This is a genomic window from Micromonospora sp. DH13 (assembly GCF_020873825.1).
GTDB lineage: Bacteria > Actinomycetota > Actinomycetes > Mycobacteriales > Micromonosporaceae > Micromonospora > Micromonospora haikouensis.
In genome coordinates this window covers 255232-280567 of the sequence record NZ_JAHWGR010000002.1, presented here as the reverse complement: position 1 = coordinate 280567, position 25336 = coordinate 255232, and the positions used below count along the sequence as shown (strand labels likewise).

19 protein-coding genes and 1 pseudogene are annotated in these 25336 nt (G+C 71.3%); 15 read left to right on the top strand and 5 right to left on the bottom strand.

Going from position 1 to position 25336, the window contains the following annotated elements:
- Positions 1-394 precede the first annotated feature (394 nt).
- Positions 395-1138 (top strand): GntR family transcriptional regulator, encoded by a 744-nt coding sequence (locus tag LPA42_RS03160; RefSeq protein WP_077939568.1) that lies wholly within the window; start codon positions 395-397, stop codon positions 1136-1138.
- A 20-nt stretch (positions 1139-1158) separates the two neighbouring features.
- On the opposite strand, the gene LPA42_RS03155 is transcribed toward LPA42_RS03160, so the two are convergent.
- Entirely contained in the window at positions 1159-2880 is a 1722-nt protein-coding gene (locus LPA42_RS03155) for a CdaR family transcriptional regulator (RefSeq protein ID WP_228986302.1), read from the bottom strand.
- Between LPA42_RS03155 and LPA42_RS03150 the strand changes: the two genes are divergently transcribed.
- Complete coding sequence (locus LPA42_RS03150; RefSeq protein ID WP_198956718.1) at positions 2879-3763, top strand: hypothetical protein; 885 nt, start codon at positions 2879-2881, stop codon at positions 3761-3763. The genes LPA42_RS03155 and LPA42_RS03150 overlap by 2 nt on opposite strands.
- Complete coding sequence (menC, locus tag LPA42_RS03145) at positions 3760-4869, top strand: o-succinylbenzoate synthase (RefSeq protein ID WP_077939566.1); 1110 nt, start codon at positions 3760-3762, stop codon at positions 4867-4869. The genes LPA42_RS03150 and menC overlap by 4 nt, the downstream gene beginning before the upstream one ends.
- A 164-nt stretch (positions 4870-5033) precedes the next feature.
- Here menC and LPA42_RS34335 read toward each other — a convergent pair.
- Both LPA42_RS34335 and LPA42_RS03140 read right to left on the bottom strand, forming a co-directional pair.
- Positions 5034-5192, bottom strand: a pseudogene (locus LPA42_RS34335) (short-chain dehydrogenase); the annotation flags it as partial.
- 331 nt (positions 5193-5523) lie between these two features.
- Positions 5524-6339, bottom strand: coding sequence for a potassium channel family protein (locus LPA42_RS03140; protein ID WP_077939565.1), 816 nt, complete (start codon positions 6337-6339; stop codon positions 5524-5526).
- A gap of 14 nt (positions 6340-6353) precedes the next feature.
- Between LPA42_RS03140 and LPA42_RS03135 the strand changes: the two genes are divergently transcribed.
- The 3 genes from LPA42_RS03135 (at position 6354) to LPA42_RS03125 (ending at position 8749) form a co-directional block, all read left to right on the top strand.
- A complete protein-coding gene (locus LPA42_RS03135) occupies positions 6354-6875 on the top strand; it encodes a MarR family transcriptional regulator (protein WP_228986301.1) in 522 nt (173 codons plus the stop codon).
- 132 nt (positions 6876-7007) lie between these two features.
- Positions 7008-7454 (top strand): CBS domain-containing protein, encoded by a 447-nt coding sequence (locus LPA42_RS03130; RefSeq protein WP_077939563.1) that lies wholly within the window; start codon positions 7008-7010, stop codon positions 7452-7454.
- The gene (locus LPA42_RS03125) at positions 7451-8749 is read left to right on the top strand and encodes an SLC13 family permease (RefSeq protein ID WP_077939562.1); all 1299 of its coding nucleotides are present in this window, start codon (positions 7451-7453) and stop codon (positions 8747-8749) included. Before LPA42_RS03130 ends, LPA42_RS03125 begins: the two co-directional genes overlap by 4 nt.
- Here the strand turns inward: LPA42_RS03125 and LPA42_RS03120 are convergent.
- Positions 8731-10059 (bottom strand): sodium:proton antiporter, encoded by a 1329-nt coding sequence (locus tag LPA42_RS03120; protein WP_077939561.1) that lies wholly within the window; start codon positions 10057-10059, stop codon positions 8731-8733. The genes LPA42_RS03125 and LPA42_RS03120 overlap by 19 nt on opposite strands.
- A gap of 234 nt (positions 10060-10293) precedes the next feature.
- Between LPA42_RS03120 and LPA42_RS03115 the strand changes: the two genes are divergently transcribed.
- The 7 genes from LPA42_RS03115 to LPA42_RS03085 all read left to right on the top strand — a co-directional run bounded on the left by LPA42_RS03115 (position 10294) and on the right by LPA42_RS03085 (position 18975).
- Positions 10294-11652: a TrkH family potassium uptake protein gene (locus LPA42_RS03115; protein ID WP_077939595.1), complete on the top strand. Its 1359-nt coding sequence runs from the start codon at positions 10294-10296 to the stop codon at positions 11650-11652.
- The gene (locus tag LPA42_RS03110) at positions 11645-12322 is read left to right on the top strand and encodes a TrkA family potassium uptake protein (protein WP_198956717.1); all 678 of its coding nucleotides are present in this window, start codon (positions 11645-11647) and stop codon (positions 12320-12322) included. Before LPA42_RS03115 ends, LPA42_RS03110 begins: the two co-directional genes overlap by 8 nt.
- 162 nt (positions 12323-12484) lie before the next feature.
- Positions 12485-13372, top strand: a complete 888-nt coding sequence (locus tag LPA42_RS03105) for an ABC transporter ATP-binding protein (RefSeq protein ID WP_077939560.1) — start codon at positions 12485-12487, stop codon at positions 13370-13372.
- A complete protein-coding gene (locus LPA42_RS03100) occupies positions 13369-14973 on the top strand; it encodes a polyketide antibiotic transporter (RefSeq protein WP_077939559.1) in 1605 nt (534 codons plus the stop codon). The genes LPA42_RS03105 and LPA42_RS03100 overlap by 4 nt, the downstream gene beginning before the upstream one ends.
- 267 nt (positions 14974-15240) lie before the next feature.
- Positions 15241-16740 carry a SulP family inorganic anion transporter gene (locus LPA42_RS03095; RefSeq protein WP_077939558.1) on the top strand — a complete coding sequence of 500 codons (1500 nt, stop codon included), beginning with the start codon at positions 15241-15243 and terminating at the stop codon, positions 16738-16740.
- 65 nt (positions 16741-16805) lie between these two features.
- Positions 16806-17192, top strand: a complete 387-nt coding sequence (locus LPA42_RS03090; protein WP_228986313.1) for a MerR family transcriptional regulator — start codon at positions 16806-16808, stop codon at positions 17190-17192.
- 697 nt (positions 17193-17889) lie between these two features.
- Positions 17890-18975: a S8 family peptidase gene (locus tag LPA42_RS03085; RefSeq protein ID WP_228986300.1), complete on the top strand. Its 1086-nt coding sequence runs from the start codon at positions 17890-17892 to the stop codon at positions 18973-18975.
- 530 nt (positions 18976-19505) lie between these two features.
- On the opposite strand, the gene LPA42_RS03080 is transcribed toward LPA42_RS03085, so the two are convergent.
- On the bottom strand, positions 19506-19832 hold the full coding sequence (locus LPA42_RS03080) for an alpha/beta fold hydrolase (RefSeq protein WP_198956716.1): 327 nt from the start codon (positions 19830-19832) through the stop codon (positions 19506-19508).
- 366 nt (positions 19833-20198) lie between these two features.
- Here LPA42_RS03080 and LPA42_RS03075 point away from each other — a divergent pair, with 366 nt between their 5' ends.
- Together LPA42_RS03075 and LPA42_RS03070 are read left to right on the top strand one after the other, a co-directional pair.
- Complete coding sequence (locus tag LPA42_RS03075) at positions 20199-22976, top strand: PQQ-dependent sugar dehydrogenase (RefSeq protein ID WP_228986312.1); 2778 nt, start codon at positions 20199-20201, stop codon at positions 22974-22976.
- A gap of 65 nt (positions 22977-23041) precedes the next feature.
- A complete protein-coding gene (locus LPA42_RS03070) occupies positions 23042-25159 on the top strand; it encodes a ThuA domain-containing protein (protein WP_077939555.1) in 2118 nt (705 codons plus the stop codon).
- Positions 25160-25336 lie beyond the last annotated feature (177 nt).

Below are 25336 nucleotides of genomic sequence, written 5' to 3'. Positions count from 1 at the left end.
GACGCCACCCTGAAGATCGAGAACGAACCGAGGCAGGAAGTGGGGCGGGAAAAACGCGGCGACAGGCACTGATCGGCACCTGCCGCCGCCAGCGACCGCCCACCCGTCGGCATCGGCCCCCGAACGGCTCCACCGGTCACCGCTTCGGATGACCTGTCAGCTGGCCTGCCATCCGACGGACTGGGCTGGTCTGGTCTGGTCTGGTGGCCCAGAACCTAACAGAGCAATTGTGGAATGGCAATGACCGAAGAACACCTGACCAGCACCGGGGCACCGACAGCACTCCACCGACCAGCCGAAGGCCGGCTGAGCGGTCGATGGACTACTGGTAGAGTGACCGATCTGGTCTGGTCTGGTCTGGTGAAGCCAGGACCCAACGCAAGGAGCTTCCACGATGGCAATGGTCGAGAGTGGGTGGCTGAGCGCTCGCTATGAGACCGTCTTCGAGCACATCGCGGATGGCATCGCAAGCGGCCGCCTGACCCCCGGCACCAGGCTCGCCGGCGAGCGGAAACTCGCCGACGACCTGGGAGTCAGCCGCGAAACCGTCCGCCAGGGACTGCAGATGGCCGAACAGGCCGGGCTCATCGTCCGGATCGCCACCCGCGGAACGTTCGTCGCACCCCCCCGCGTCGACCAGGACCTGGGGGTCATGGACGCGTTCGACAGCACGGTGCGTCACCTCCAGCTCAAGCCGGCCTATCGGCTGCTCGACGTCACCAAGGTCCGGGCAACCCGCGAACAGGCCCACCTGCTCGATGTCGGCCACAACGACGAACTGTTGTCCGTCCAGGTGTTGGGCCTGGGAAGCGGCCTGCCGCTGGCGTACTACGAGTCCGTCCTACCCGAGCGAGTCGCCGCGCAACTTCCGCCCAAGCCGCCCTGGGGGGCCAAGGCCACGTACCAGGTAGCCGCCGCCGCCATGGGCGCGACCGCGCTGAGCGTCTCCCAGGAGTTCGACGCTGTCGCGATTCCGCACGCCCTGTCGCAGAACCTGCAGGTGAGCCCGAAGTCGCCCGGTTTCAAGACGGTCAGCCTCTTCACGGTCGAGGACTCGCCCATCGAACTCCGGACGGCCTGGTACCCCGGCAGCAGGTACCGGTTCCGGGTGTCTCGCCAGATTCGGATCGCCGACTGACGGCCGGCCCTGGGGGCGGGTCAGTCCGCCGACTCGGCGGCACCCGACCGCACCGTCAGCGCCATCCACAGCGGAAGCACCTGCTCGGGATCGGCCAGGTCCAGGTGGAAAAGCTCCGTGGCGCGACGCAGCCGGTAACGCACGGTGTTCGGATGCAGCGACAACCGCTTCGCCGTCAGGCCCACGTCCCCGACCGCGTCGAAGTAGGCGAGCAGGACCTGCGAATAGTTCGTACCCCGGGTCGCGTCGTGACCCGCCACCGCCGACGCCCGATGCGACGTCAGCCTCGGGTCGCTGCCGAACTGCGCCCGAAGATGCGCCAGCACCAGTTGGTCCGACACCCGGTCCGCCGTGGCAACCGGGCCGAGGTCCGGTCGCTGCCGCAGCAGCGCGATGACCCGGGCGGCCTCGTGATGCGCGCCGCGGACGCTCGCCAGATCGTTCATCGTCGGCCCGATGCCGGCGAGTAGCCGCAGGCGCAGGGAGGCCCCGGCTGCCGTGACCACCTCCGTGGCGAGCTGCGTGAGCGCCTCCGGCCGGCCCAGGTGGGGCCCGGCCACCAGCACGAACAGCGTTCCACCGATCATGACCAGACCGGTGGGGCCGATGCGGGCCTCGCAGTGCAGCGTCACCATGTCCAGCAGTCGCCCCGCGGTGGGCGTCGATTCGGTCAGCCCGAACTCCACCGGCGCGAAGGCCAGCACCGCGTACGGACGTCTGGTCTCCAGTCCCAACGCGTCGGCCGCATCGTCCGCGCGGCCGGCACTCTCCAGGATCTGGCGCACGAACTCGCCACGCTGCTGCCGGGCCAGTTCCTCGAAACTGCGGGCGTGCAGAAGGTGCAGGGCAGCGACGGGAGCCGCCGCGAGCAGGGCCTCCTCGGCCCGGGCACCGAGACTGCCCGCCGGGTCGACCACCCAGATGGAACCCAGCAGGTCCGTACCAGCCCGCACCGCCACGGCCAGGCGAGGTAGCGCAAGTGGCGGAGCGGCGAACCGGACGACCCCCCGCGAGGCGTAGACCTGGCGGTACTGCTCGTCGTTGTAGGGCAGATCGGGTACCCGCCGCCCCAGGATCCCCTGCTGCCGCTCCTCGTCGATCGCCTGGCCGGGAAGGTGGGAGTAGGCGAGGACCCGCCGGGAGGTGTCCTCGATCGCGGTGGCGCCGCCCACGATGGCCGCGGTGGCGCCGGCCAGGGCGAACAGGTCGCCAACGGCCGGCAGCGACAGCGAACGGCCGACATGGGTCGCGGTGACCAGGGCGTTGTTGAGCAACGAGTGCAGGTGCAGCCACTCGATCGCGTCCGAGACGACGAGCAGGGCGATCCCCGCTGCATCGGCGACCCGGACGAGGGGCGTCACCACCTCTCCGTACGCCTTGACCACCACCGCGCTGAAGCCCTGACCCGCCGCCCGCGCCACGACGCCCCGTGCCGCGTCGTCCGCGCTACGCAATCCGGGTGCCACGAGCACCCCGCCCGACAACCGGTCGACAGCCGAGCACGGGTCGTGGAGAACGGCTCGGGTGACTCCGAGCTGCCGCCCCTCGTCACTCGACGCCAGGCGGAGACCGGCCGATTCGAGCACGGCCAACAGGTCCGCGATGCTCACGCCCCGAGGAGACACCACCGCCGTCATCCGGCCGAGCTTACGCGGGGTTTGTCGAGACGTACATCTGGTTGCCGCCAACTTCGTCGGGTTGAACAATGCCCGGCCCGGCGGCCACTGGCACAGTTGGCCCATGGGCACCCCCGACCAGACGTCCGGCGAGTCAGTCGCCGACCGCGACGCGGCCATCCAGGCGCACAACGCCGCTCTCCACGCCGCACGCCACGCCGACGTCGCCGTACGTGAGCTCTCCGGGATCGCCGGACTACGGGCGGTCTCCGACCTGTTCGCGGCCGTGTGGGGACGGACCCCGGAAGGCGTTCCGGCCCCCAGTGAACTGCTGCGCAGCCTCCAGCACTCGGGCGGATGCGTGACCGCGGCGGTCGACCACTCGAATCGACTCGTGGGAGCTGCCGCGCTCGCGGTGGCCGCACCAGCCGGTACGACGTACTCGTTGATCGCCGCGGTCGCGCCCGGACTCGGTGACCGAGGCATCGGATACGCGGTGAAGCAGCACCAGCGCTGGTGGGCGCTCGACCACGGCTACCACACGATGGCGTGGACATTCGATCCCCTGGTGGCCCGCAACGCGCGGTTCAACCTGGTCAAACTGGGGGCCGAGGCGGGTGGCTACGAGCAAGCCTTCTACGGGCGGGGGTCGGACGAGATCAACGGCTCGGACGAGACCGACCGGCTGGTGGCCACCTGGAGGCTCGACGCACGGCGGACCGTGGCGGCGAGCACCGGCCCGCCGGGCGAACCGGAGAGACCACCCGAGCCTGCCGCCCCGCTGGCCATCGGGCCCGACGGGCAGCCGATCCTCTATCAGGACGAGACAGGCCGGTGGTGTCGAGTGCCCCACGACATCCTGGCAGTGCGGCGCAGCGAACCCGACGTCGCCTCAGAGTGGCGCCTCGCCATACGGGAGATCTTCATGCAGGCATTCGCCGACGGCTTCACCGCGACCCACGTCACCCGGAGCGGCTGGTACCGCCTGACCAGGGCGGGTGACCGATGAGAGTCGAACACATCGAGCTGAGGCACGTACGCATTCCGCTGGTGACGCCGTTCCGCACCTCGTTCGGCACCTCCCACGAGCGAGAAACCTTCCTGCTTCGCGTGGTGACCGCCGACGCCGAGGGGTGGGCCGAGTGTGGTGCCGAGCCGGAGCCGCTCTACAGCTCGGAGTTCCTCGCCGGCGCCGCGGCCGTGCTGCGAGACCACCTGGTCCCCAGGGCCCTGGCCCTCGGCCCGGCGCTCGGCGCGGAGCGGATCAAGAACGCGCTCGCTCCGGTCAAGGGAAACCAGATGGCCAAGCACGTGCTGGAGACCGCCGTGCTCGACGCCGAGCTGAAGGCGCTCGGGATGTCGTTCGGCCGCTATCTCGGCGCTGTCCGGGACCGGGTGCCGGCCGGTGTCTCGGTGGGAATCATGGACTCGATACCCGCGCTGGTCGAGGCCGTGGGCGACTACCTCGCACAGGGATACCAGCGGATCAAGCTCAAGATCGAACCGGGCTGGGACATCGAGCCGGTACGCGTGGTCCGCGAGACGTACGGCGACGACCTGCTGCTCCAGGTCGACGCGAACACCGCGTACGCCCTTGCCGACGCCCGGCACCTGGCCCAGTTGGACCCGTTCGACCTGCTCCTGATCGAACAGCCGCTCCCCGAGGACGATCTGCGCGGCCACGCCGAACTGGCCCGGCGGATGCGCACTCCGATCTGCCTCGACGAGTCGATCACCTCGGCCCGCGACGCGGCGACGGCCATCGCCCTGGGCGCCTGTCAGGTCATCAACGTCAAGCCCTCACGGGTGGGCGGCTACCTGGAGGCGCGGCGCATCCACGACGTCGCCGAGGCGCACGGCGTACCGGTGTGGTGTGGCGGCATGCTCGAGTGTGGCATCGGTCGCGGCCCCAACGTGGCCCTGGCGGCACTGCCCAACTTCGTGCTCCCCGGAGACACCTCCGCGTCGAGCCGGTACTTCGCGCAGGACCTCACCCCCGCCTTCACCCTGGAGGACGGAAACCTGCGCGTCCCCACCGGCCCGGGCATCGGGGTGGAGATACTCACCGACGTGCTGGCGGACCTGACGGTGTCGACCACCACCATCCCCCTGTGATCAGGAATCCTCCGGCGACCGGCAGATCCCAGCGCTGACCGCCCGGACCCGTCAACATCCTGCGAGACGACCGGCCCGAGACCGCCAACGCCGACTGCACCGTCAGCGCCAAGGGCACCCGAACCCTGGCCGTGTCGCGCCTGCCGGGTGTGGACCACCCCGGCCCGTCGAAACTCCTCCGGCCGGGTCTGCGGGAACGGCGCGAAGACGGAGCTGAATACGTCGTTGATCCACAGGCCGACCGGGCCCGGCTCCGCCTCGATCCGCCGGCCGACGGCGACGACCCGGTCGTGGTCCGCCCTGCCGACCTCGATCGGCAGGGCCCGGCGGCGGGCGGCACTTGTACGATCCGACCTCAGCGCGGCGATGCTGACCGTGATGACCACCGCCACGCGAAGGACGTGGTCGAGACTGCCCAGGGTCTGGCTGGGCAGGCCGGCCAGGACGGCGGCGACCCTCGCCGCGGCGGACGCGACGGCGGTACGTCTCGGCGTGTCCACCGCGGCGGCCAGCAGCGGGGCCAGGGCCAGGAACCCGATGAGTACGGCGTGCGCGGCCGCCGCCATGTCGACCAGCAGCACGACGGCGATGAAGGCCAACGCGGCGGGCAGTCCGAGCCACGACCGGTGGCCGGCCTCCCCGGAGCGCCCCGGGTCAGTCATCGACGGCGACCCCGTCGACGGCCAGCGAATCAGGAGTGCTGGCGGGAGACCGCGACTCCAGTCTCGCCCGCAGTGCGGCGATCTCGTCCCGCAGGGCCGCGACGTCGGCTGCCGTCGCCGGCTCCGACCGGTCCCGGTCGGCGACCCGCTCGACGATCCAGGTCGCGAGCGACCCGGTCACGAAACCGATCAGGCCGATCCCGCCGACCATGAGGCCGAGGGCGACCAGCCGCCCTGCGGCGGTCACCGGGTAGAGATCGCCGTACCCGACGGTCGTGATCGTCACCGCGGCCCACCACAGGGCGTCGACGAACGACGTGATCGAGGCGTCGGGCGCACGCCGTTCCGCGTCGAGCACCGCCAGGGCCGACACGACCACCAGCAGCACGGTCGTGGCGCCGACGTACAGGGCGAGGCGGCCACGGGCCCATTCGGTCGTGCGCCGGGTCAGGTTCAGCACCACGGTGACCAGCCGGAGGGCCCGCAGCGGACGCAGAAACGGCAGCACGAGCACGATCAGGTCGAACAGGTGGGTGCGTAGGAACCGCAGCCGGTCGCCGGCGAGGGCGAACCGCACCAGCAGGTCGACCCAGAAGAGCAGCCAGATCGTCAGACCGGTGGCCCCACAGGCGACCACCCATGGGCGGGACAGTTGCGGCACGAGGATGGGCCACGCGTACGCGGCGAGGAAGACCACGGACAGCAGGGTCAGTGGGGCCGCGCTGAGCTGCTCCCAGCGCCCGACCGCCCGCTGTCGGGATCCGTGCCGCTGGCCGGACACCGCCCCCACCACCTTTCCTGCATCCATGCAACCATTGGATGGTGGAACTCTACGTGCCGACGGAAGCGCCGGTGACGGGCCCCGAGTCGGCGCTCGTCGACGGTCTCGCCGCCCTGAGCAGGGTAATCGTGGGCTTCACGGCGCGGACGCTGGCCGGCCTCGACGCAGAGTTGACCCTCTCCCAGCACCGCACGATGGTGCTGCTCGCCGCACGCGGCCCGCTGCGGACGGTCGACCTCGCCACCACACTCGAGGTCCACCCGTCGACCGCGACCCGCACCTGCAACCGGCTGGTCCGGCGCGGCCTGGTGGCCAGGCGGCAGGGCACCACCGACCGACGGGTGGCCTGGCTGACCCTCACGGAGGCAGGTCGTGACCTGGTCGGTGAGGTGGTCCGTGGACGGACCGGTCGGATCCGCGACCTCGTCCGCTCTGCGGGCGCGGCTCGCGCCGCGACCGGGACGGAACTCGTCAACACACTGGTGGCGGCCGCCGGCGAGCCGACCGAGGAGCAGTGGTGGCGGAGTTGGGCGGACAGCGCCCACCGCGAGACCAGCGCCTGACCCGGTCACCCCTACCCGGAGCGCCGCTACGTGACCACCGGACGACCTTCGGCGACTACGTTGATCACCGGCGTGTCGGAGAACCTGATCGCCACGCGTTACGCAGCGTCCACCGAACCCGCAGGAGTTGTCGTGCGAGCCCGAGACCTGGCCGTTCCCTTTCCGACCATCACCGTTGCCACCTCGGTTCTGGAGGCCGCCCGCCTGCTGGCCGGACACAACCTGCCCGGTCTGATCGTGGTGGACGCCGCCGGATGCCCGGTGACAGTCCTGCCCGGCACGCAGGTGCTGCGACTGGTGATCCCGGGTTACTGCCGGGAGGATCCGACCCTGGCCCGCATGATCGACGAGCCGTCGGCCGACATGTTCCTCCGGGGCGCCGAGGGCCGGACGGTCGCGGACCTGCTGCCATCGGAACGCCCGGAACCGCCGGTGGTCGCCCCGGAGGCCACGGTCCTGGAGGTGGCCGCGGTGATGGCCCAGAAGCGCAGCCCCCTGGTCGCGGTGGCCCCGCCCCGCAGGCCGATGGTCGGCGGCATCACCCTCGACGCCCTGCTCGACCGGATGCTCGCCGCATGACCGGGGTGGCCTGGACGGCGGTGGCCGTCTTCACCGTCGCGTACGTGCTGATCGCCACCGAGAAGATCCACCGGGTGGCCGCGGCGCTGGGCGGGGCGGCGGTGATGTTCCTGATCGGCGCGACCGACACCGCGCATGCCTTCTTCTCAGAAGACGCCGGCATCGACTGGAACGTGATCTTCCTCCTGATCGGCATGATGCTCATCGTCGCCGTGCTCAAGCGCACCGGCGGCTTCGAGTACGTGGCCGTCTGGGCGTCGAAGCGGGCCCGGGGCCGGCCGTACCGCGTGCTGGTGATCCTGGTGGTGATCACCGCGGTGGCGTCGGCGGCGCTGGACAACGTCACCACCGTCCTGCTGATCGCGCCGGTGACCTTCCTGGTCTGCGAGCGCCTCGGTGTGCCGGCCGTGCCGTTCCTCATCGCCGAGGCGATGGCCTCGAACATCGGCGGCACCTCGACGCTGGTCGGCGATCCGCCGAACATCATCATCGGCAGCCGGGGCGGCCTGAGCTACAACGACTTCCTGATCCACCTCGCGCCGTTCGTGGCGCTGCTGCTGGTGGTGTTCCTGGGCCTGTGCCGGGTGTTGTTCCGCGACGCGTTCCGTTACGACCCCGAGCGGGCCGCGCAGATCGCCGCCCTGCACGAGGGCGACGCCATCCGGGACCGCCGGCTGCTCGTCCTCGGCCTGGCCGTGCTCGGCGCGGTCACCGCCGCGTTCGTGCTGCACACCACCCTGCACCTGGAGCCGGCGGTGGTGGCGCTGCTCGGCGGCCTGCTGCTGCTCGCACTGTCCCGCCTCGACGCCGGCGAGATCAGCCGCGACGTCGAGTGGCCCACGCTGGTCTTCTTCGCCGGCCTGTTCATCATGGTGGGCGCGCTGGTGAACACCGGCGTGGTGGAACAGCTCTCCCGCGCCGCGATCGACGCCACGGACGGGCGGCTGCTCCCCGCCTCGATGGTCCTGTTGTGGGGCTCCGCGGCGCTGTCGGCGATCGTCGACAACATCCCGTACGTCGCCACGATGAGTCCGGTCGTCGCCGACCTGGTCCACGCCCAGGGCGACGCCGGGCAGTCCCGCGTCCTGTGGTGGGCCCTCGCTCTCGGGGCGGACCTGGGCGGCAACGCCACCGCGGTCGGCGCCTCCGCCAACGTGGTGGTCCTCGGGCTCGCCGAGCGGGCCGGGCAGCGGATCAGCTTCTGGCAGTTCACCCGGTACGGTCTGGTGGTCACCCTGGTCACCGTCGGGCTGGCGATGCCATACCTGTGGCTGCGCTACTTCGCCTTCGGCTGAGGGTCCGGCGTCACGCTCTCGTCGGCACCGCCGTCCCGGCTGGCCCGACCGGTGTCCGCCTCGCCCGCGCCGACCACCGCCCGCCGGCCGCGGACGACGACGGTGCGGCGGGTCCGCCGGATCCGGCGCAGCACGCCGTGCCAGGCCGGGACCTCCGCGGTCTCGTCGAACGCCCGCGCGATCACCACGTCGGTCGAGGAATGCGCCAGGATCGAGATCACGATCGTCAACGCGACCAGGTGGAACACCTCGTCGGCGGCGCCGATGCCGGCCTCCAGCACCAGCAGCCCGTAGACCACCGAGGCGAAGCCCTTCGGCCCGAACCACATCGCCGCGGCCTGCTCGCGCAGGCTCAGCCCGGAGCGCAGGAACGACACCCACAGCGCGACCGGCCGGGCCACCACGATGGCCAGCACCGCGAACACCCAGCCGGTCCAGGAGATCTCGCCGAGGAAACCGGGCGAGATCAGCGCCCCGAACACCAGCAGCGCCGCCAGCTTCAACAGCTCCGCGACGTTCTCCCCGAAGTGCTCGAACGCCACGCGCTCGCGGGGCCCGAAGGTCGCCACGGTGATGCCGGCGGCGAACGCGGCCAGGAACAGGTTGCCGTGGGTCGCCTTGCCCAGCGCCAGCACCAGCAGCCCGATCGCCACCCCGTTCAGCGGGGCGTACGCCGCCGACGCGGCGAAGAACCGGGTCCGCTCCAACGCGATCGCGAGCAGGGGCACGAGCACCCCGATCGCCAGCCCGACGGCCAGCTCGGTCGCCAGCTCCCCCAGGTGCAGGTCGTCGGAGCCGGCCGCGACGGCCAGCAGCACCACCACGAACGGCAATGCCAGCCCGTCGTTCACCCCGGATTCCACGTTGAGCAGGTGCCGCAGCCGGGCCGGTACCTTGTCGTTGCCGACCAGCGCGGCCGCGAACACCGGGTCCGTCGGCGCCAGGATCGCCCCGATCAGCAGCGCCTCAGGCCAGTCCAATCCGGCGACGTAGTGCGCCAGCACGGCGGTGACCAGCAAGGTCAGCGGCAATCCCCAACCCAGCGCCCGGCCCGGCAGCCGCCACGCGCTGCGCAGGTCCGCCCAGCCGACCCGCATCCCGTCGGTGAACAGCACCGCGAACAGCGCCAGCTCCGCCAACTGCGCGACGATCGGCGAGTCCGCGCGCAGATGCAGCACCCCGGTGGTGCCCTCACCGAGGACGAACCCGGCCACCAGGAACAACGCCGCCGTCGACAGGATCGTCCGGTGGGCCAACGCCGACACCAGCACGGCGGCGAGCAGGACGACGGCGAAGGAGAGCAGCAGCACGGGGGCCTCCGGTGGGCAGGGCGGAACAGGGTGCCGACCAGACTTCCCGGCGCTCCACGGATCCGGCCGATCATATCGGCCCCACGCCGGGCCACCTTCGCCACGTCGCTGCAGGCCGACGCCGCCATCGTCGCCGGCGCGGTCATGGCAGGATTCAGGCGTGACGCGGGCACGACAGGCGGGGCGGACGACCCCGGCAGCACGACCGGGACGGACGGGTCAGCCGTGGCCCTGATGGCCCGGCGGCCCGTCTGGCAGCGCCGCAGCGCCCGCTTCCGGCATCCCGCGCAGGTGATCTCCGTGGGGTTCGGTGCGGCCATCGCGCTGGGCACCGGCCTGCTGTCGCTGCCGGTGGCCACCCAGTCGCAGCAGCGAGCCCCGCTGGTCGACGCGCTGTTCACCGCGACCTCGGCGGTGTGCGTCACCGGCCTGGCGACCGTCGACACCGGCAGTTACTGGTCGTTGTTCGGGCAGGTCGTCATCCTGCTGCTCATCCAGGCCGGTGGGCTGGGCATCATGACGGTGGCCACGCTGTTCACCGTGCTGGTGTCGCGGCGGCTGGGGTTACGGGCCCGCTTCCTCGCGCAGGCCGAAACCAAGAGCCTGGACCTCACCGACGTGCGCGGGGTGGTCCGACGCATCGTGCTGTTCAGTCTCGCCGCCGAGAGCGTCGTGGCCGTGGCGCTGACGCTACGGTTCGCCGTCGGGCACGGCGAGGCGCTCGGGCCGGCCGCCTATCACGGGGTGTTCCACGCGGTGTCGGCGTTCAACAACGCCGGTTTCTCCACCAACACGGACAGCCTCGTCGGATACGTCACGGACCCCTGGATCACCCTGACGATCTCCGGTGCGGTGATACTCGGCGGCCTGGGTTTCCCGGTGGTGTTCGAGCTCGCCCGGTGCTGGCGCCGACCGGCGACGTGGTCGGTCATGACCCGCCTGACCGTCACCCTCACGGCGACCCTGCTGGTGCTGGGCACCGTGGTACTGACCCTGACGGAGTTCACGAACCCCACCACGCTGGGCCCGCTCAGCGGCCCGGAGAAGCTGCTGGCCGGGTTCTTCGCCTCGACGATGACGCGCACCGCCGGGTTCAACAGCCTGGACATCGGCGCCATGCGTCCGGAGAGCCTGCTCGCCAGCGACGTGCTGATGTTCATCGGCGGCGGCAGCGCGGGCACCGCCGGCGGCATCAAGGTCACCACGTTCGGGCTGCTGGCCTTCGTGCTCTGGTCGGAGATGCGCGGCGAGACCCACGTCCACGTCGGGAAACGGCGCATCCCCGCCGGCAACCAGCGCCAGGCTCTCGCGGTGGCCCTGCTGAGCGTCGGCGCGGTCGTCGTCGCCACGTTCACGTTGGTGGCGATCACGCCCCACGGCCTGGACCAAGCGCTGTTCGAGGTCGTGTCGGCGTTCGCCACCGTCGGGTTGTCCACCGGGATCACCGGCAGCCTGCCGCCGCAGGCGGACCTGCTACTGGTCGTGCTGATGTTCGCCGGTCGGATCGGGCCGCTCACCCTGGCCTCGGCGCTGGCGCTGCGGGAGCGGACCCGACGCTTCGAACTGCCCGAGGAGAGGACGATCGTTGGCTGACCTGACCGAACCCGTGGTGGTCGTCGGCCTGGGGCGGTTCGGCACCGCCCTGGCCCTGGAACTGACCAGCCGGGGCACCGAGGTGCTCGGCATCGACAACCGGCCGAAGGTGGTCCAGTCCCTGTCCGGCCGCCTCCCACACGTGGTCACGGCGGACTCCACCGACATCGAGGCACTGCGCCAACTCGGCGTCGAGGAGTTCCAGCGGGCCGTGGTGGCGATCGGCACGGACATCCAGGCAAGCATTCTCACCACCAGCCTGCTGTCCGAACTCGGTATCCCCGACATCTGGGCCAAGGCGGTCAGCGACCAGCACCGGCACATCCTCACCCGGGTCGGTGCCCACAAGGTCGTCGCCCCCGAACACGACATGGGCGAACGCGTGGCCCATCTGCTCTCCGGCCGGATCCTCGACTACGTCGAGGTCGACGCCGACTTCGCCGTGGTCAAGACCACCCCGCCGCGCGAGGTCGTCGGCGTGCCACTACGCGACTCCCGGGTACGCAGCCGGTGGGGCGTCACCGTGGTCGCGGTCAAACCACAGGCCCCGCCGCCGGGCGCAAGCCCCGAGTTCAGCCACGCCACACCGGACACCGTGCTCGCCTACGGCGACCTGATCCTCATCGTCGGGCCGATCGACAACGTGGAACGCTTCGCCGCCAGCGGGTGACCCTCTTCGGCAGAGAGCGCGGGTGGCGAGCCGGCGACCGGCACGAGGCACCACAGACGTCGGGGGCCCCTTCCGCCCTCGCCGGACCGTGAGTACGGTGAGCGATGGTGTGCCGGGAAGCCTGGTCGGCAGTCGTGATCTCCGTCGACCGGAAGGCTCCCGATGACCGCACCTGCCCTCCGCACCGAACAACTGACCAAACGCTACGGCCGGCTCCTCGCCCTGGACGGGCTGGACCTGACCGTGCACGCCGGCGAGGTGTTCGGGTTCCTCGGCCCCAACGGCGCCGGCAAGTCCACCACCATCCGGTTGCTGCTCGGCCTGGCCCGCCCCACCTCCGGCCGAGCCCGGATCTTCGACGTCGACGCCCGCGACGTGGCCGCAGCGCACCGGTTGCTGGCGTACGTGCCCGCCGACGTCGCGCTGTGGCCGCAGCTCACCGGCGCGGAACTGCTGGACCTGCTCGCCGCCACCGGCCCGGGCAGCGACACCGCCTACCGCGCCGACCTCGTCGCCCGCTTCGACCTCGACCTGTCCCGACCGGCCCGCGCCTACTCCACCGGCAACCGGCAGAAGGTGGCGCTGGTGGCCGCGTTCGCGACCCGCGCTCCCCTGCTGGTGCTCGACGAACCCACCAATGGCCTGGACCCGTTGATGGAGCTGCAGTTCCGCCGGGCCGTCGCCGAGGCGCGCGACAACGGACAGACGGTGTTCCTCTGCTCCCACCAGCTGGCCGAGGTGGAGGCCGTCTGCGACCGGGTAGCGATCCTGCGCGCCGGCCGGCTCGTCGACGTCGCGACCGTGCCGGAGCTGCGCCGGCTGCACCGTAGCGAGGTCACCGCCCGGTTCACCGGCGCCGCCCCGGACCTGGCCGCCGTGCCGGGCGTCGACCTGATCGACCAGGCCGGCGGGATGCTGCGGTTCTCCCTGGCCGGTCCGCCAGCGCCGGCGCTGCGCGCCCTCGCCGCCGCCGACGTCACCGCCCTCACCGTGCGCGAGCCCAGCCTCGAGGAGATCTTCCTCGACTACTACGGGCAGGCCGGGCAGTGAACGGCATCCGGTCGGCTACGCCCGGCCGCGCAATCACCCGCCTCGCGGCCCGCCAGGTGCGCCGCCCGGCGCTGGTCGTCGCGGCGGTGACCGTCGGCATGTCCGCCCTCGTCGTCGGCACCTACGCCCGCACGATGGGTGACGCGAGCGCCGCGCCGGCGCTGGCGGCGCTCGCCGGCAACCCGGCCATCCGCACCCTGTTCGGTGAGCCCGTCGGCCTGGACACCGCCGGCGGGTTCGCCGTCTGGCGCACCGGTACCGTCCTGGCCGTCCTGCTCACCACCTGGGGTGCGCTGGCGACCACCCGGGTGAGCCGGGGCGAGGAGGAGGCCGGCCGCTGGGACCTGCTGCTCGCCGGCCGGCTGACCCCGGCAGCCCTGTTGGGCCGGCAACTCGCCGTGCTCGCCGTGGCGATGACGGCGACCGGGCTCGTGCTGGCCGGGGCGCTCACGGCCGGCGGCACACCGATGGACGGGGCGCTGCTGCACGCCACCGGCCTCGCCCTGGCCGGGCTGGCCGCCGTCGCCGTCGCAGCCAGCGCCGCGCAGGTCTTTCCCACCCGCGCCGGAGCCACCGGCGCCGCCCTGGCCTTCCTCGGCGTCGGGCTGCTGGCCCGCATGATCGGCGACGGCGTGCCGGCGGTGGCCTGGCTGAGGTGGCTTCCCCCGTACGGGCCGCTCGCCCTGACCCGCCCCTACCACGACGACCGCTGGGCTCCCCTGCTCGTGCTTGCCGTCACCGCGGCCGTGGCCGCCTGCGTCGCGCTGGCCCTGGCCGGCAGACGCGACATCCGGGCCGGGCTGCTGCGCCCGCCGGCCGGCCGGGCACCCAGACGGTGGCTGCTCAGCTCCGTCGAGGCCTTCGCCGTCCGGCGCGCGGTGCGGCCCCTCGCCGGCTGGTCGACGGGTATCGGCGCGTACTTCCTGCTCATCGGTCTGCTCGCCGACTCCCTCACCGGCTTCCTCACCGACAATCCCCGCTTCGCCGACCTCGCCGCGCAGGCCGGCTTCCCCGGTCTCGACACCGTCGAGGGGTACGTCGCCACCCTGTTCGCCCTGCTGGCCATCCCGATCGGCGCCTTCGCCGCCACCCGGCTGGCCGCGTTCGCCGCCGCCGAGCACGCCGGCCGGCTGACCCTGCTGCACGCCGGGCCGGTCACCCGCGCCCGCCTGCTGACCGCCGAGGTCGCCACCACCGTCGCCGGCAGCGCCGCACTCGCCGCCGTGGCCGCCGTCGCCACCTGGATCGGCGCGACAACGGTCGACGCCGACCTGCCGATCGCCGCCGCGCTCGCCGGCACCGCCAACGTCCTGCCCGTCGCGCTGCTCGGCACTGCGGCCGCCACCCTCGCGCTCGGCCTGGCGCCGCGCGCGACAGCGGCGATCGGCATGCTGCCCACCGCGGGCGGGTTCCTGCTCACGGTGACCGCCGACAGCGTCCGCGCCCCCGCCTGGGTCGGCTCGCTGTCGCCGTACGCACACCTCGCCGCCGTACCGGCCACGACACCGAACTGGACGGCGACGGCTGTCATGGTCGCAGCCGCCGCCGCGCTGATCGCGGTGGGCGACCGGGCCTACGCCCGGCGCGACCTACGGCTCTGAGGGATCGCCGGACGTCGCCGTCCCGGCTGCGCCCTGCCGTCGTCGTGGCGTGATGATCACCACCTCGACCCAACTCTCCCCTGACGGAAGGGTAGGTTCTCCGGGGTGGCGTCGAGGTGCGGACGGCCGCGGCAAACGCGCCGCGTTCCGACCTCAGAGCCCGGGAAGCTCACCCGACGCATCCAACGCCGGCCGTTCCCGGCCGCCTGCCTTCCTGCGAGGAAGGTTCGCTGCGCGCCCCGGGCGCGCCTGAGTGGAAATGGCTGTATGTCTTCTGTGCTGTCCGCGGTCAACCGGCCGCGCCTGCCCCGCCCGTCCTGGCTGTCGCCGAAGGTGTTCCGCACCGAGGTCCTCGCCGGCCTGGTCGTCGCCCTGGCGTTGATCCCGGAGGCGATCTCCTTCTCGATCCTGGCCGGGGTCGACCCGCGGGTGGGGCTGTTCGCCTCGTTCACCATGGCCGTCACCATCGCGATCTGCGGCGGCCGGCCGGCGATGATCTCCGCCGCGACCGGAGCCGTCGCCCTGGTGGTCGCGCCGCTGGCAAAGGAGTACGGCCTGGATCACCTGATCGCGGCGGTGATCCTCGGCGGCGCGATCCAGATCCTGCTGGCGGTGCTCGGGGTGGCGAAGCTGATGCGGTTCATCCCCCGCAGCGTCATGGTCGGCTTCGTCAACGCCCTGGCGATCCTGATCTTCGCCGCCCAGATCCCGCACCTGCTCGGCGTGCCGTGGCTGGTCTACCCACTCGTCGCCGTCGCCCTGGGAATCATGGTCGGGCTGCCCCGGCTCACCCGCGCCGTCCCGGCGCCGCTGGTCGCGATCGTCGCGCTGACCGTCGTCACGGTGGCCGTCGGCGTGGCGGTGCCGACCGTCGGGGACGAGGGCGCCCTGCCGGACAGCCTGCCCGCCCTCGGGCTGCCACAGGTCCCCTGGACAGTGGGCACCCTCACCCTGATCGCCCCCTACGCCCTGGGCATCGCGCTGGTCGGGCTGATGGAGTCGCTGATGACCGCCAAGCTCGTCGACGACATCACCGACACCCCCTCCAGCAAGACCCGCGAGTCCTGGGGTCAAGGGGTCGCCAACATCGTCACCGGCTTCTTCGGCGGCATGGGCGGCTGCGCCATGATCGGCCAGACGATGATCAACGTGAAGGCCTCGGGTGCCCGCACCCGCCTGTCGACTTTCCTGGCCGGCGTGTTCCTGCTGATCCTGGTCGTGGCGCTCGGTGACGTGGTCGCGGTCATCCCGATGGCCGCCCTGGTCGCCGTGATGATCATCGTGGCGGTGTCGACGTTCGACTGGCACTCCGTCGCGCCGAGGACCCTGCAGCGGATGCCGTACGGCGAGACCGTGGTCATGCTCGCCACCGTCGCGACCACCCTGGCCACCCACAACCTCGCCATCGGCGTCGTGGTCGGCGTGCTCACCGCCATGGTGATCTTCGCCCGCCGGGTCGCCCACCTCGTCGAGGTCACCAGCGTCCTCGACCCCGACGGCGGCACCCGCATCTACTCCGTACACGGGGAGTTGTTCTTCGCCTCCAGCAACGACCTCGTGGGCCAGTTCGACTACGCGGGCGACCCCGAAACCGTGGTCATCGACATGACCCACGCCCACGTCTGGGACGCCTCCTCCGTCGCCGCGCTCGACGCCATCACCACCAGGTACGCCGCCCGGGGCAAGACCGTCGAGATCATCGAGCTGAACCAGCCCAGCGCCCGCATCCACCATGCCCTCGCCGGCCGCCTCGGCGTCGGCCACTGATGGCCACCACCAGCCGCGGCACCGGGCCGGAGCAGCGCGCCTCCGGCCCGGCCACCGGCCGGCTCATGCAGATCGGCGAGGCCGCGGACCGGGTCGGCCTGAGCGTCCGCACCATCCGCCACTACGAGGAGGCCGGCCTGATCGTCCCCTCCGCCCGCAGCGAGGGCGGCTTCCGCCTCTACACCGAGCCCGACCTCGACCGCCTCGCCGTGGTCAAGCGCATGAAGCCCCTCGGCTTCACCCTCGACGAGATGCGGGACCTGCTCACCGTCCTCGACGCCCTCGACACCGCCACCGGCGCCGACCGGGCAGCCCTGCTCGACCGGCTCGACATGTTCCACGCCGCCGCCACCGTCCGCGTGACCGCCCTGCGCGACCAGCTCGCCACGGCCGAAGGCTTCGCCGGCACGCTGCGCGACAAGCTGGACCACCACCACAGCTCGGAGGGCTGAGCCCGCCCGCCGGTGACTGCTCGGCATCTGCGGACAGCAGTCGAACCGACGAGGCCGCCAGCGGGCGCAGCGTGTCGTTGACCGACTCGATGAGCTGGCGGACAGGCTTGCGTAAGTGCTCGTCGCGGCGTGGGGCGCGGTTGCGGCACAAGGGCCGCAGCAACCACACCCCACGCTTGATCGACGACCAGCAATGCGTGTGGCGGGACCCGCCGAATCACGGCCTTCAACACGGTGCGCATGTCGATCCCGACCACAGGGATCTGCCGGCGCCAAGTGGGTGGGCGAGCAGTCAGCCAGCCGGTGGCTGCGGCGACTGCGAGCCCAGCGAGCCACGTGACAACACTTTGATACATATGAATCAGATTCTTTCGGTCATCGCCAAAACCATCCAAAGCAAAGCCTATTCAAATCGAGAGATCACTATTTGACTGTCATTCGCTGTAGAGTCGGCACACCACCGGGTAAGGCCTTGAAAATCGCGGTGTCGTGTCGCAACGAGAAGAAGGAGCTGTCGGTGGAATTGCCGCACAGGATCACACTCGTTCGCGCCCGTCGGTCGGGGCGCACCGCCGTCGCGCTCGTCGCCGCCACGCTGGCTGCCGTCATGTTCGTTCAGCCGGCGGCCTGGGCCGCTGGTTCGAGACCGGCTCCGGGCGCCGTCGGCCACATCCTCGGCGCCGGCGGGACGAATGCGGTGCCGGGTGAATACATCGTGGTGCTCAAGGACAGTGCGGCCGGCGGCCCCGCAGGCAGCCGGCAGTCCGTGGTGACCGGCCTGGCCCGGGCGCTGGCTGGTCGATTCGGCGCCGTGCCGGAACAGGTGTGGGACGACGCCCTCAACGGCTTCTCGGTGCGGACCTCCGAGTCGGTGGCCCGGCGACTCGCCGCCCATCCGGCGGTGGCCTACGTGGAGCAGAACCAGACCGTCGAGGTGCCCGAGGCCACCATGCAGCCGACCAGCGTCCAGCCGAACGCGCCATGGAACCTGGACCGGATCGATGCTCCGCTCGGACTCGACACCACCTACAACTTCGTCAGCAAGGGCTCCGGGGTCCGGGTCTACGTCATCGGCCCCGGGATCCGCACCACCCACCAGGAGTTCGGCGGCCAGGCCTCCCACGGCTACGCCCAGAGCTGCTTCACGACGCTCGGCACGCATGTGGCCGGCATCATCGGCGGCACGACGTACGGGGTGGCAAAGGACGTCACGTTGGTCTCGGTCGGCCTGCCCAACTGCAACGGCGGCCTCAGCGCGTTGATCGGCGCCGTCGACTGGGTGGTCGCCGACAACACCCCCTGGAGCCCGCCCACCGTCGGAGACTTCGTGCTGGCGGGCGGTCTGAGCACCGCGCTGAACACGGCGGTCGCCAACGCCGTCGTCGACGGCATCGTCATGACGACCTCGGCCGGCGACACGAGCCAGGACGCCTGCCTCGGCTCGCCTGCTTCGGTGCCCACCGTCCTCACCACCGCCTCCATCCAGTCCGATGACGTCCGGGCACCCCACTCCAACTTCGGCCCGTGCGTCGACCTCTTCGCTCCCGGCGTGAACATCGTGTCGGCCTCGCCCGCCTCCAACACCGCCGTCATGTCCCTCGACCTCACCATCCAGGCCTCCGCGCACGTGGCGGGAATGGCCGCCCGCGTGCTGAGCAAGAACCCGACCTGGACGCCGGCGCAGGTGCACTCCTTCCTCGTCGACAACGCCACCCCGGACGTGGTGATCAATCCCGGCATCGACTCACCGAACCGTCTGCTCTACGGTCCGCCCACGCTCTGACGGCGGCCAGCAGCCGGCGGCCCGACCCTGGTCGGGCCGCCGGAGCGGCAGCCGCGCACGTGTCGCTGCGACGGGGGCTCACCTGGTTCTCCGGGTGCACGGGGGCGAACCGACGGCGTCACTCGGACAGGAAGGCGTCCACGTGGGCCAGGAACTCACCCCAGGCCGGTTCGGACGCGGTAAGCAGATGGTGAGGGCTGTCGAGCAGGACCAGCCGGCTGTCGGGAATGAGCGCCGCCAACTCGGTGCCTGCGTGGCCGGGACCCTCCCGTCGTCGCTGGAGTGCAGAATCAGCGTCGGACACGCCACCCGATGGGCGATGGCGGATACGTCGATGTGCGCGAACTCCTCCAGAAACCGAACCCCGTTGGCAGGCGAGGTCGTCCGACGCTGGAACGCGATGAACTCCTCCCAATCCTGCCGTGAGCCATCGGGCAGGAACTGGGAGGCGAAGACCTGGAGAAAGCGCGGATCCTGATGGCTCCAACCGACCCGGGCCAGTTCGAGATCGATGTCCGCCGCGCCGCGCTTCATATCGTCGCGGGCCCGAACCCGCCGGCCCCACGCATACGCCCGGCGAGGATCAACCGGCTGACCCGCTCGGAGCGCCGTACCGCGTACGCCACCGCCACCGCGCCGCCCTGGGAGACTCCGAGCAGCGGAAACCGGTCGAGTCCGATCGCCTCGACCAGGGATTCCAGGTCGTCCACCCCGTCGTCGAAGGTGAAGCTGGGCACCACCCAGTCCGACAGTCCGCACCCCCGCTCGTCGTAGCGGATCAACCGACGGTTGCGGGCGAGGTCGACAAACCAGTGCGACCACACCGGTGTAGCCCATTCCAGGTCGAGGTGGGTCATCCAGTTCGCCGCCTTCACCCAACGGCGGGCCCGTGCCGACGGAGGCGTAGGCGATCCGGGCGCCGTCTCCGGCCGGGCAGACCCGGGGACTTTTCGTGGCTCAAGCGAAAGTTCGCCGCGGTTGGGCAGAAGGTATGGACAGCGGGATCGAAGCAGCTTAATGTCTTCGCCATCACGAAAGTGTTTCGGCGAGGTGAACCGGCGGCGCGGTGACCCATCGACCGCCCTCCCCCGCTACGGCATCCGGCGCGACGGCGCGCGCCCCGCCCTGGCATTCGAACGTCAGGAAGGGACGGACAGACAGTGTCCAACCACGACGGCGCGCTCGGCCGGCGAACAACGTCGGTCAGCTCCGCACTACTACTGGTGGCCGCCGCCGGGCTGATCGCCCTCGGCAGCCCGGCCCCCGCCCAGGCCCACACCATCAACCCCACCGACTTCCAGCAGGTCACCCTGGCCAAGGGGGTGGCCGAGGTCGGCGAGCCCATGACCATCGCGGTGCTGCCCGACCGGTCGGTGTTGCACACCGCCCGCAACGGCACGCTGCGTCGCACCGACGCGGCCGGCACCACCACCGTGGTCGGCACGATCCCCGTCTACACCCACGACGAGGAGGGCCTCCAGGGCGTCGGGGTGGACCCGAACTTCACCACCAACCGGCACGTCTACCTGTACCACGCCCCGCCGCTGTCCACCCCCGCCGGGGACGCCCCGGCCACCGGCACGGACTTCTCCGCCTGGCAGGGCGTCAACCGGCTGTCCCGGTTCACCCTCAACGCCGACTGGACGCTGAACACGTCCAGCCAGGTCACCATCCTGGACGTGCCAGCCGACCGGGGCATCTGCTGCCACGTCGGCGGGGACATCGACTTCGACGCGGCCGGGAACCTGTACCTGTCGACCGGCGACGACAGCAACCCGTTCGACTCCGCCGGATACGCGCCGATCGACGAGCGGACCAACCGCAACCCCGCGTACGACGCGCAGCGCAGCGCGGCCAACAGCAACGACCTGCGCGGCAAGATCCTGCGGATCAAGGTGAACGCGGACGGGAGCTACTCCATCCCGGCCGGGAACATGTTCGCCCCGGGCACCGCGCGGACCCGTCCGGAGATCTACGCGATGGGGTTCCGTAACCCCTTCCGGATGAGCGTGGACAAGGCCACCGGGGTCGTCTACGTCGGCGACTACGGCCCGGACGCCGGCACCACCAGCACGCGCGGCCCCAGCGGCCAGGTCGAGTTCAACCGGGTGACCGGGCCGGGCAACTACGGCTGGCCGTACTGCACCGGCGCCAACACCGCCACCGAGACGTACGCGGAGTGGGACTTCGCCGCGGGCACCGCAGGCGCCAAGTACGACTGCACCGGCGGGCCGACCAACAACTCGTTCCGCAACACCGGCCTGCCCACCCTGCCCGGGGCGCAACCGGCCTGGATCCGGTACGCCGGTGACGCCGGCAGCCCGCCGGAGTTCGGTGGCGGCTCCGAGTCGCCGATGGCCGGTCCGGTCTACCGCTACAGCGCGTCGAACCCGTCCACCACGAAGTTCCCGCAATCCTTCGACGGCCAGTTCTTCGCCACCGAGCTGGGCCGGGGCTGGATCAAGCCCATCCACGTCAACGCCGACGGCTCCCGGGGCGCCATCGACGCGTCGTTCCCCTGGAACGGCAAGCAGGTCATGGACTCCGCGTTCGGCCCGGACGGCGCGCTGTACGTCCTCGACTACGGCACCGGCTACTTCAACGGTGACGCCAACTCGGCGCTGTACCGGTACGACTACGTCGCCGGTGGCAACCGCGCGCCGACCGCCGTCGCCGCCGCCGACAAGACCTCCGGGGCGGCCCCGCTGACGGTGAACTTCTCGTCGGCCGGGTCGTCGGACCCGGAGGGCGGGGCGCTGACCTACTCGTGGGCGTTCGGTGACGGCACCACCTCCACGGCGGCCAACCCCAGCAAGACGTTCACCGCCAACGGCACCTACAACGTCACCCTGACCGTCCGGGACCCGCAGGGCGCGACCGGCACCGCCAGCGTGCAGATCGGCGTCGGCAACACCGCCCCGACCGTCACCATCACCGGCCCGGCGAACGGCTCGCTCTTCTCCTATGGCGACGCGGTGCCGTTCAGCATCACCGTCACCGACCCCGAGGACGGCACCATCGACTGCGCCAAGGTCAGGATGACCTACGTGCTCGGCCACGACCAGCACGGCCACCAGATCACCTCGAAGAACGGCTGCTCCGGCTCGATCACCATCCCGGTCGACGGCGAGCACGACGACGCGGCGAACATCTTCGCGATCTTCGACGCCGAGTACACCGACGCCGGTGGGCTGACCACCCACAAGCAGCACACCCTCCAGCCGCGCAAGCGCCAGGCCGAGCACCTGAAGACCTCGTCGGGGGTGACCCTCTACGACAAGGCCGCGGCCGAGGGCGGCCGGACCGTCGGCAGCATCGACAACGGCGACTGGATCGCGTTCGAGCCGTACCGACTCGACAAGGCCACCTCGTTCAGCGCCCGGGTCTCCTCCAACGGAGTCGGCGGCACCCTCCAGGTCAGGATGGGTTCGCCCACCGGCACCGTGCTGGGCCAGGCGACCGTCCCGGTCACCGGCGGCTGGGAGACCTTCACCACCGTCACCGGCACCGTCTCCGGCGCGCCGGCCAGCACCGGCACGCTCTACCTCACCTTCGCCGGGGGCACCGGGGCGCTGTTCGACCTCGACGCGTTCACGTTCGTCACCGGCGGCACCACCCCGGGCACCGGGCCGATCGTCGGGCTCGGCGGCAAGTGCCTCGACGTACGCAACGCGGCCACCACCGACGGCACCCAGATCCAGATCTACACCTGCAACGGCACCGCCGCACAGACCTGGACGGTCACCCCGAACAGCACGGTCAAGGCGCTGGGCAAATGCCTGGACGTCTCCGGAGGGGGCTCCGCCGACGGCACGAAGATCCAACTCTGGACGTGCAACGGCAGCGGCGCACAGAACTGGTCGGCACAGACCGACGGCACCCTCCGCAACCCACAGTCCGGCAAGTGCCTCGACGTGTCGGACAACACCGCCACCGACGGCCAGGCCGTTCACCTGTGGACCTGCCTGTCGGCCGCCAACCAGAAGTGGACCCTGCCGTAACCCGCCTGCCGGGGCGCCCCCGGGGCGCCCCGGCACCACCCTCCACCCCCGTTCGGGAGAGTGACATGCGCAGACTCCTTCGATCCGTCCTCGGCGCGGTGACCGTCGCTGCCGCGGTTCTTGCCGCTACGACGTCGGCGACGCCGGCCAGTGCGGCCGATGCCCCGTACGACGTGCTGGTGTTCTCCAAGACCGCCGGGTTCCGGCACGACTCGATCGCCGTCGGCACCCAGGCGATCCGGGAACTCGGTGCGGCGAACGGTTTCACCGTGACCGCGACCGAGGACGCGTCCCGGTTCACCACCGCGAACCTGGCCCAGTACGAGGCGGTGGTCTTCCTCAACACCACCGGGGACGTCCTGGACGCCGCACAGCAGTCCGCCTTCGAGTCGTACGTCAACGGCGGCGGCGGGTACGTCGGCGTCCACGCCGCCGCCGACACCGAGTACGGCTGGTCGTACTACGGCAGCCTGGTGGGTGGCTACTTCGCCTCGCACCCGGCCATCCAGCAGGCGAACGTCCGCTTCGAGACCCGGGCGCACCCGGCCACCGGGCAGCTGCCGCAGACCTTGACCCGCACCGACGAGTGGTACAACTACCAGACCAACCCGCGCGCGGGCGCCCGGGTCCTCGCCACCCTGGACGAGTCGTCATACTCGGGCGGCTCGATGGGCGGTGACCATCCGATCTCCTGGTGCAAGACCGTCAGCTCCGGCCGGTCGTTCTACACCGGCCTGGGGCACACCCAGGGGTCGTACGCGGAGGCGGCGTTCCGCAGCCACCTGCTCGGCGGCATCCGGTACGCGGCGGGTCGGGCGAAGGCCGACTGCCGCCCGGAGACCGGCTACGGCAACCTCTACAACGGGTCCACCACCGGCTGGTCGCAGGCCGGTCCGGGCAGCTTCAGCAACTCCGACGCCACCCTCACCTCCGTCGGGGGCATGGGCCTGTACTGGTACAGCGCAAAGCAGTTCACCAACTACTCCCTGAAGCTGGACTGGCGGATGTCCGGCGACGACAACTCGGGCGTCTTCATCGGCTTCCCGCCGTCGACCGACCCCTGGTCGGCGGTGGACAACGGGTACGAGATCCAGATCGACGCCACCGACGCGGCCGACCGCACCACCGGCGCGGTCTACACCTTCCAGTCCGCCGACCTGGCCGCCCGGGACGCGGCCCTGAACCCGCCGGGAGAGTGGAACACCTACGAGCTGCTGGTCGAGGGGGAGCGCCTCCAGGTCTTCCTCAACGGGCGGAAGATCAACGACTTCACCAACACCGACCCGGCCCGCTCGCTCGCCGGCCACGTCGGGCTCCAGAACCACGGTACGGGCGACGACGTGTCGTTCCGCAACGTCCGGATCAAGGAGCTGGGCGGCACGCCGCCGGGCGGCGACACCACCGTGCAGGCCGAGGCGTTCAGCTCGGCCAACGGGGTCAGCGCGTTCACCAAGGCCGGGGCAAACGGCGGACAGACCCTCGGCTACGTCGACCCGGGCGACTGGGCCGCGTACCCGGGTCTCGACCTGACCGGGGTCACCTCGCTGCGGGCCCGGGTGGTCTCCGGTGGTCCGGGCGGCACCATCGGCATCCGGACCGGCTCGGCCACCGGCCCGCTGCTCGGCCAGGTGGCGGTGCCCAACACCGGAAGCTGGACCACGTACGCCGACGTCAGCACCACCCTGGCCGGGGTGCCCGCCGGTGCGCAGACCGTGTACCTGACCTTCACCGGCTCCGGGACCGGCCTGTTCGACGTGGACGACTTCACCCTGGTCCGGGGCGGCGGCAACCCCGGCACCCCGGGCACCGGGCCGATCGTCGGGCTGGCCGGCAAGTGCCTGGACGTGCGCAATGCGGGAACAGCCGACGGCACCCAGATCCAGATCTGGGCCTGCAACGGCTCCACCGCGCAGACCTGGTCGGTGACGCCGAACAGCACGGTGAAGGCGCTCGGCAAGTGCCTGGACGTCTCCGGCGGCGGCTCCGCCGACGGCACGAAGATCCAACTCTGGACGTGCAACGGCAGCGGCGCGCAGAACTGGTCCGCACAAACCGACGGCACACTACGCAACCCGCAGTCGGGCAAGTGCCTGGACGTGTCGGACAACAGCGCCACCGACGGCCAGGCCGTCCACCTGTGGACCTGCCTCCCCGCCACCAACCAGAAGTGGACCCTGCCGTGACCCGGTAGACGGGCAGCCCGTGCCCCCGCTGTCGAACCGGCAGCGGGGGCACGTCGTCTTCCGGGTCGGGCGCCGTCATCGGCGAGTTCGGAGACCTCGCGCGCGCACTGCGCGACACCGAGCCGGAACGCGAACTGGAGGTCTACCGCAGCCTCGGGCTGCACCTGGCGTACGACC

What these genes read in the sequence shown, in the direction of transcription:
- LPA42_RS03160 (WP_077939568.1), top strand. Translation starts at nt 395, where the DNA reads ATGGCAATGGTCGAGAGTGGGTGGCTGAGCGCTCGCTATGAGACCGTC.
- LPA42_RS03150 (WP_198956718.1), top strand. Translation starts at nt 2,879, where the DNA reads ATGGGCACCCCCGACCAGACGTCCGGCGAGTCAGTCGCCGACCGCGAC.
- LPA42_RS03155 (WP_228986302.1), bottom strand. Translation starts at nt 2,880, where the DNA reads ATGGGCCAACTGTGCCAGTGGCCGCCGGGCCGGGCATTGTTCAACCCG.
- menC (WP_077939566.1), top strand. Translation starts at nt 3,760, where the DNA reads ATGAGAGTCGAACACATCGAGCTGAGGCACGTACGCATTCCGCTGGTG.
- LPA42_RS03140 (WP_077939565.1), bottom strand. Translation starts at nt 6,339, where the DNA reads ATGGATGCAGGAAAGGTGGTGGGGGCGGTGTCCGGCCAGCGGCACGGA.
- LPA42_RS03125 (WP_077939562.1), top strand. Translation starts at nt 7,451, where the DNA reads ATGACCGGGGTGGCCTGGACGGCGGTGGCCGTCTTCACCGTCGCGTAC.
- LPA42_RS03115 (WP_077939595.1), top strand. Translation starts at nt 10,294, where the DNA reads ATGGCCCGGCGGCCCGTCTGGCAGCGCCGCAGCGCCCGCTTCCGGCAT.
- LPA42_RS03105 (WP_077939560.1), top strand. Translation starts at nt 12,485, where the DNA reads ATGACCGCACCTGCCCTCCGCACCGAACAACTGACCAAACGCTACGGC.
- LPA42_RS03095 (WP_077939558.1), top strand. Translation starts at nt 15,241, where the DNA reads ATGTCTTCTGTGCTGTCCGCGGTCAACCGGCCGCGCCTGCCCCGCCCG.
- LPA42_RS03090 (WP_228986313.1), top strand. Translation starts at nt 16,806, where the DNA reads ATGCAGATCGGCGAGGCCGCGGACCGGGTCGGCCTGAGCGTCCGCACC.
- LPA42_RS03080 (WP_198956716.1), bottom strand. Translation starts at nt 19,832, where the DNA reads ATGACCCACCTCGACCTGGAATGGGCTACACCGGTGTGGTCGCACTGG.
- LPA42_RS03070 (WP_077939555.1), top strand. Translation starts at nt 23,042, where the DNA reads ATGCGCAGACTCCTTCGATCCGTCCTCGGCGCGGTGACCGTCGCTGCC.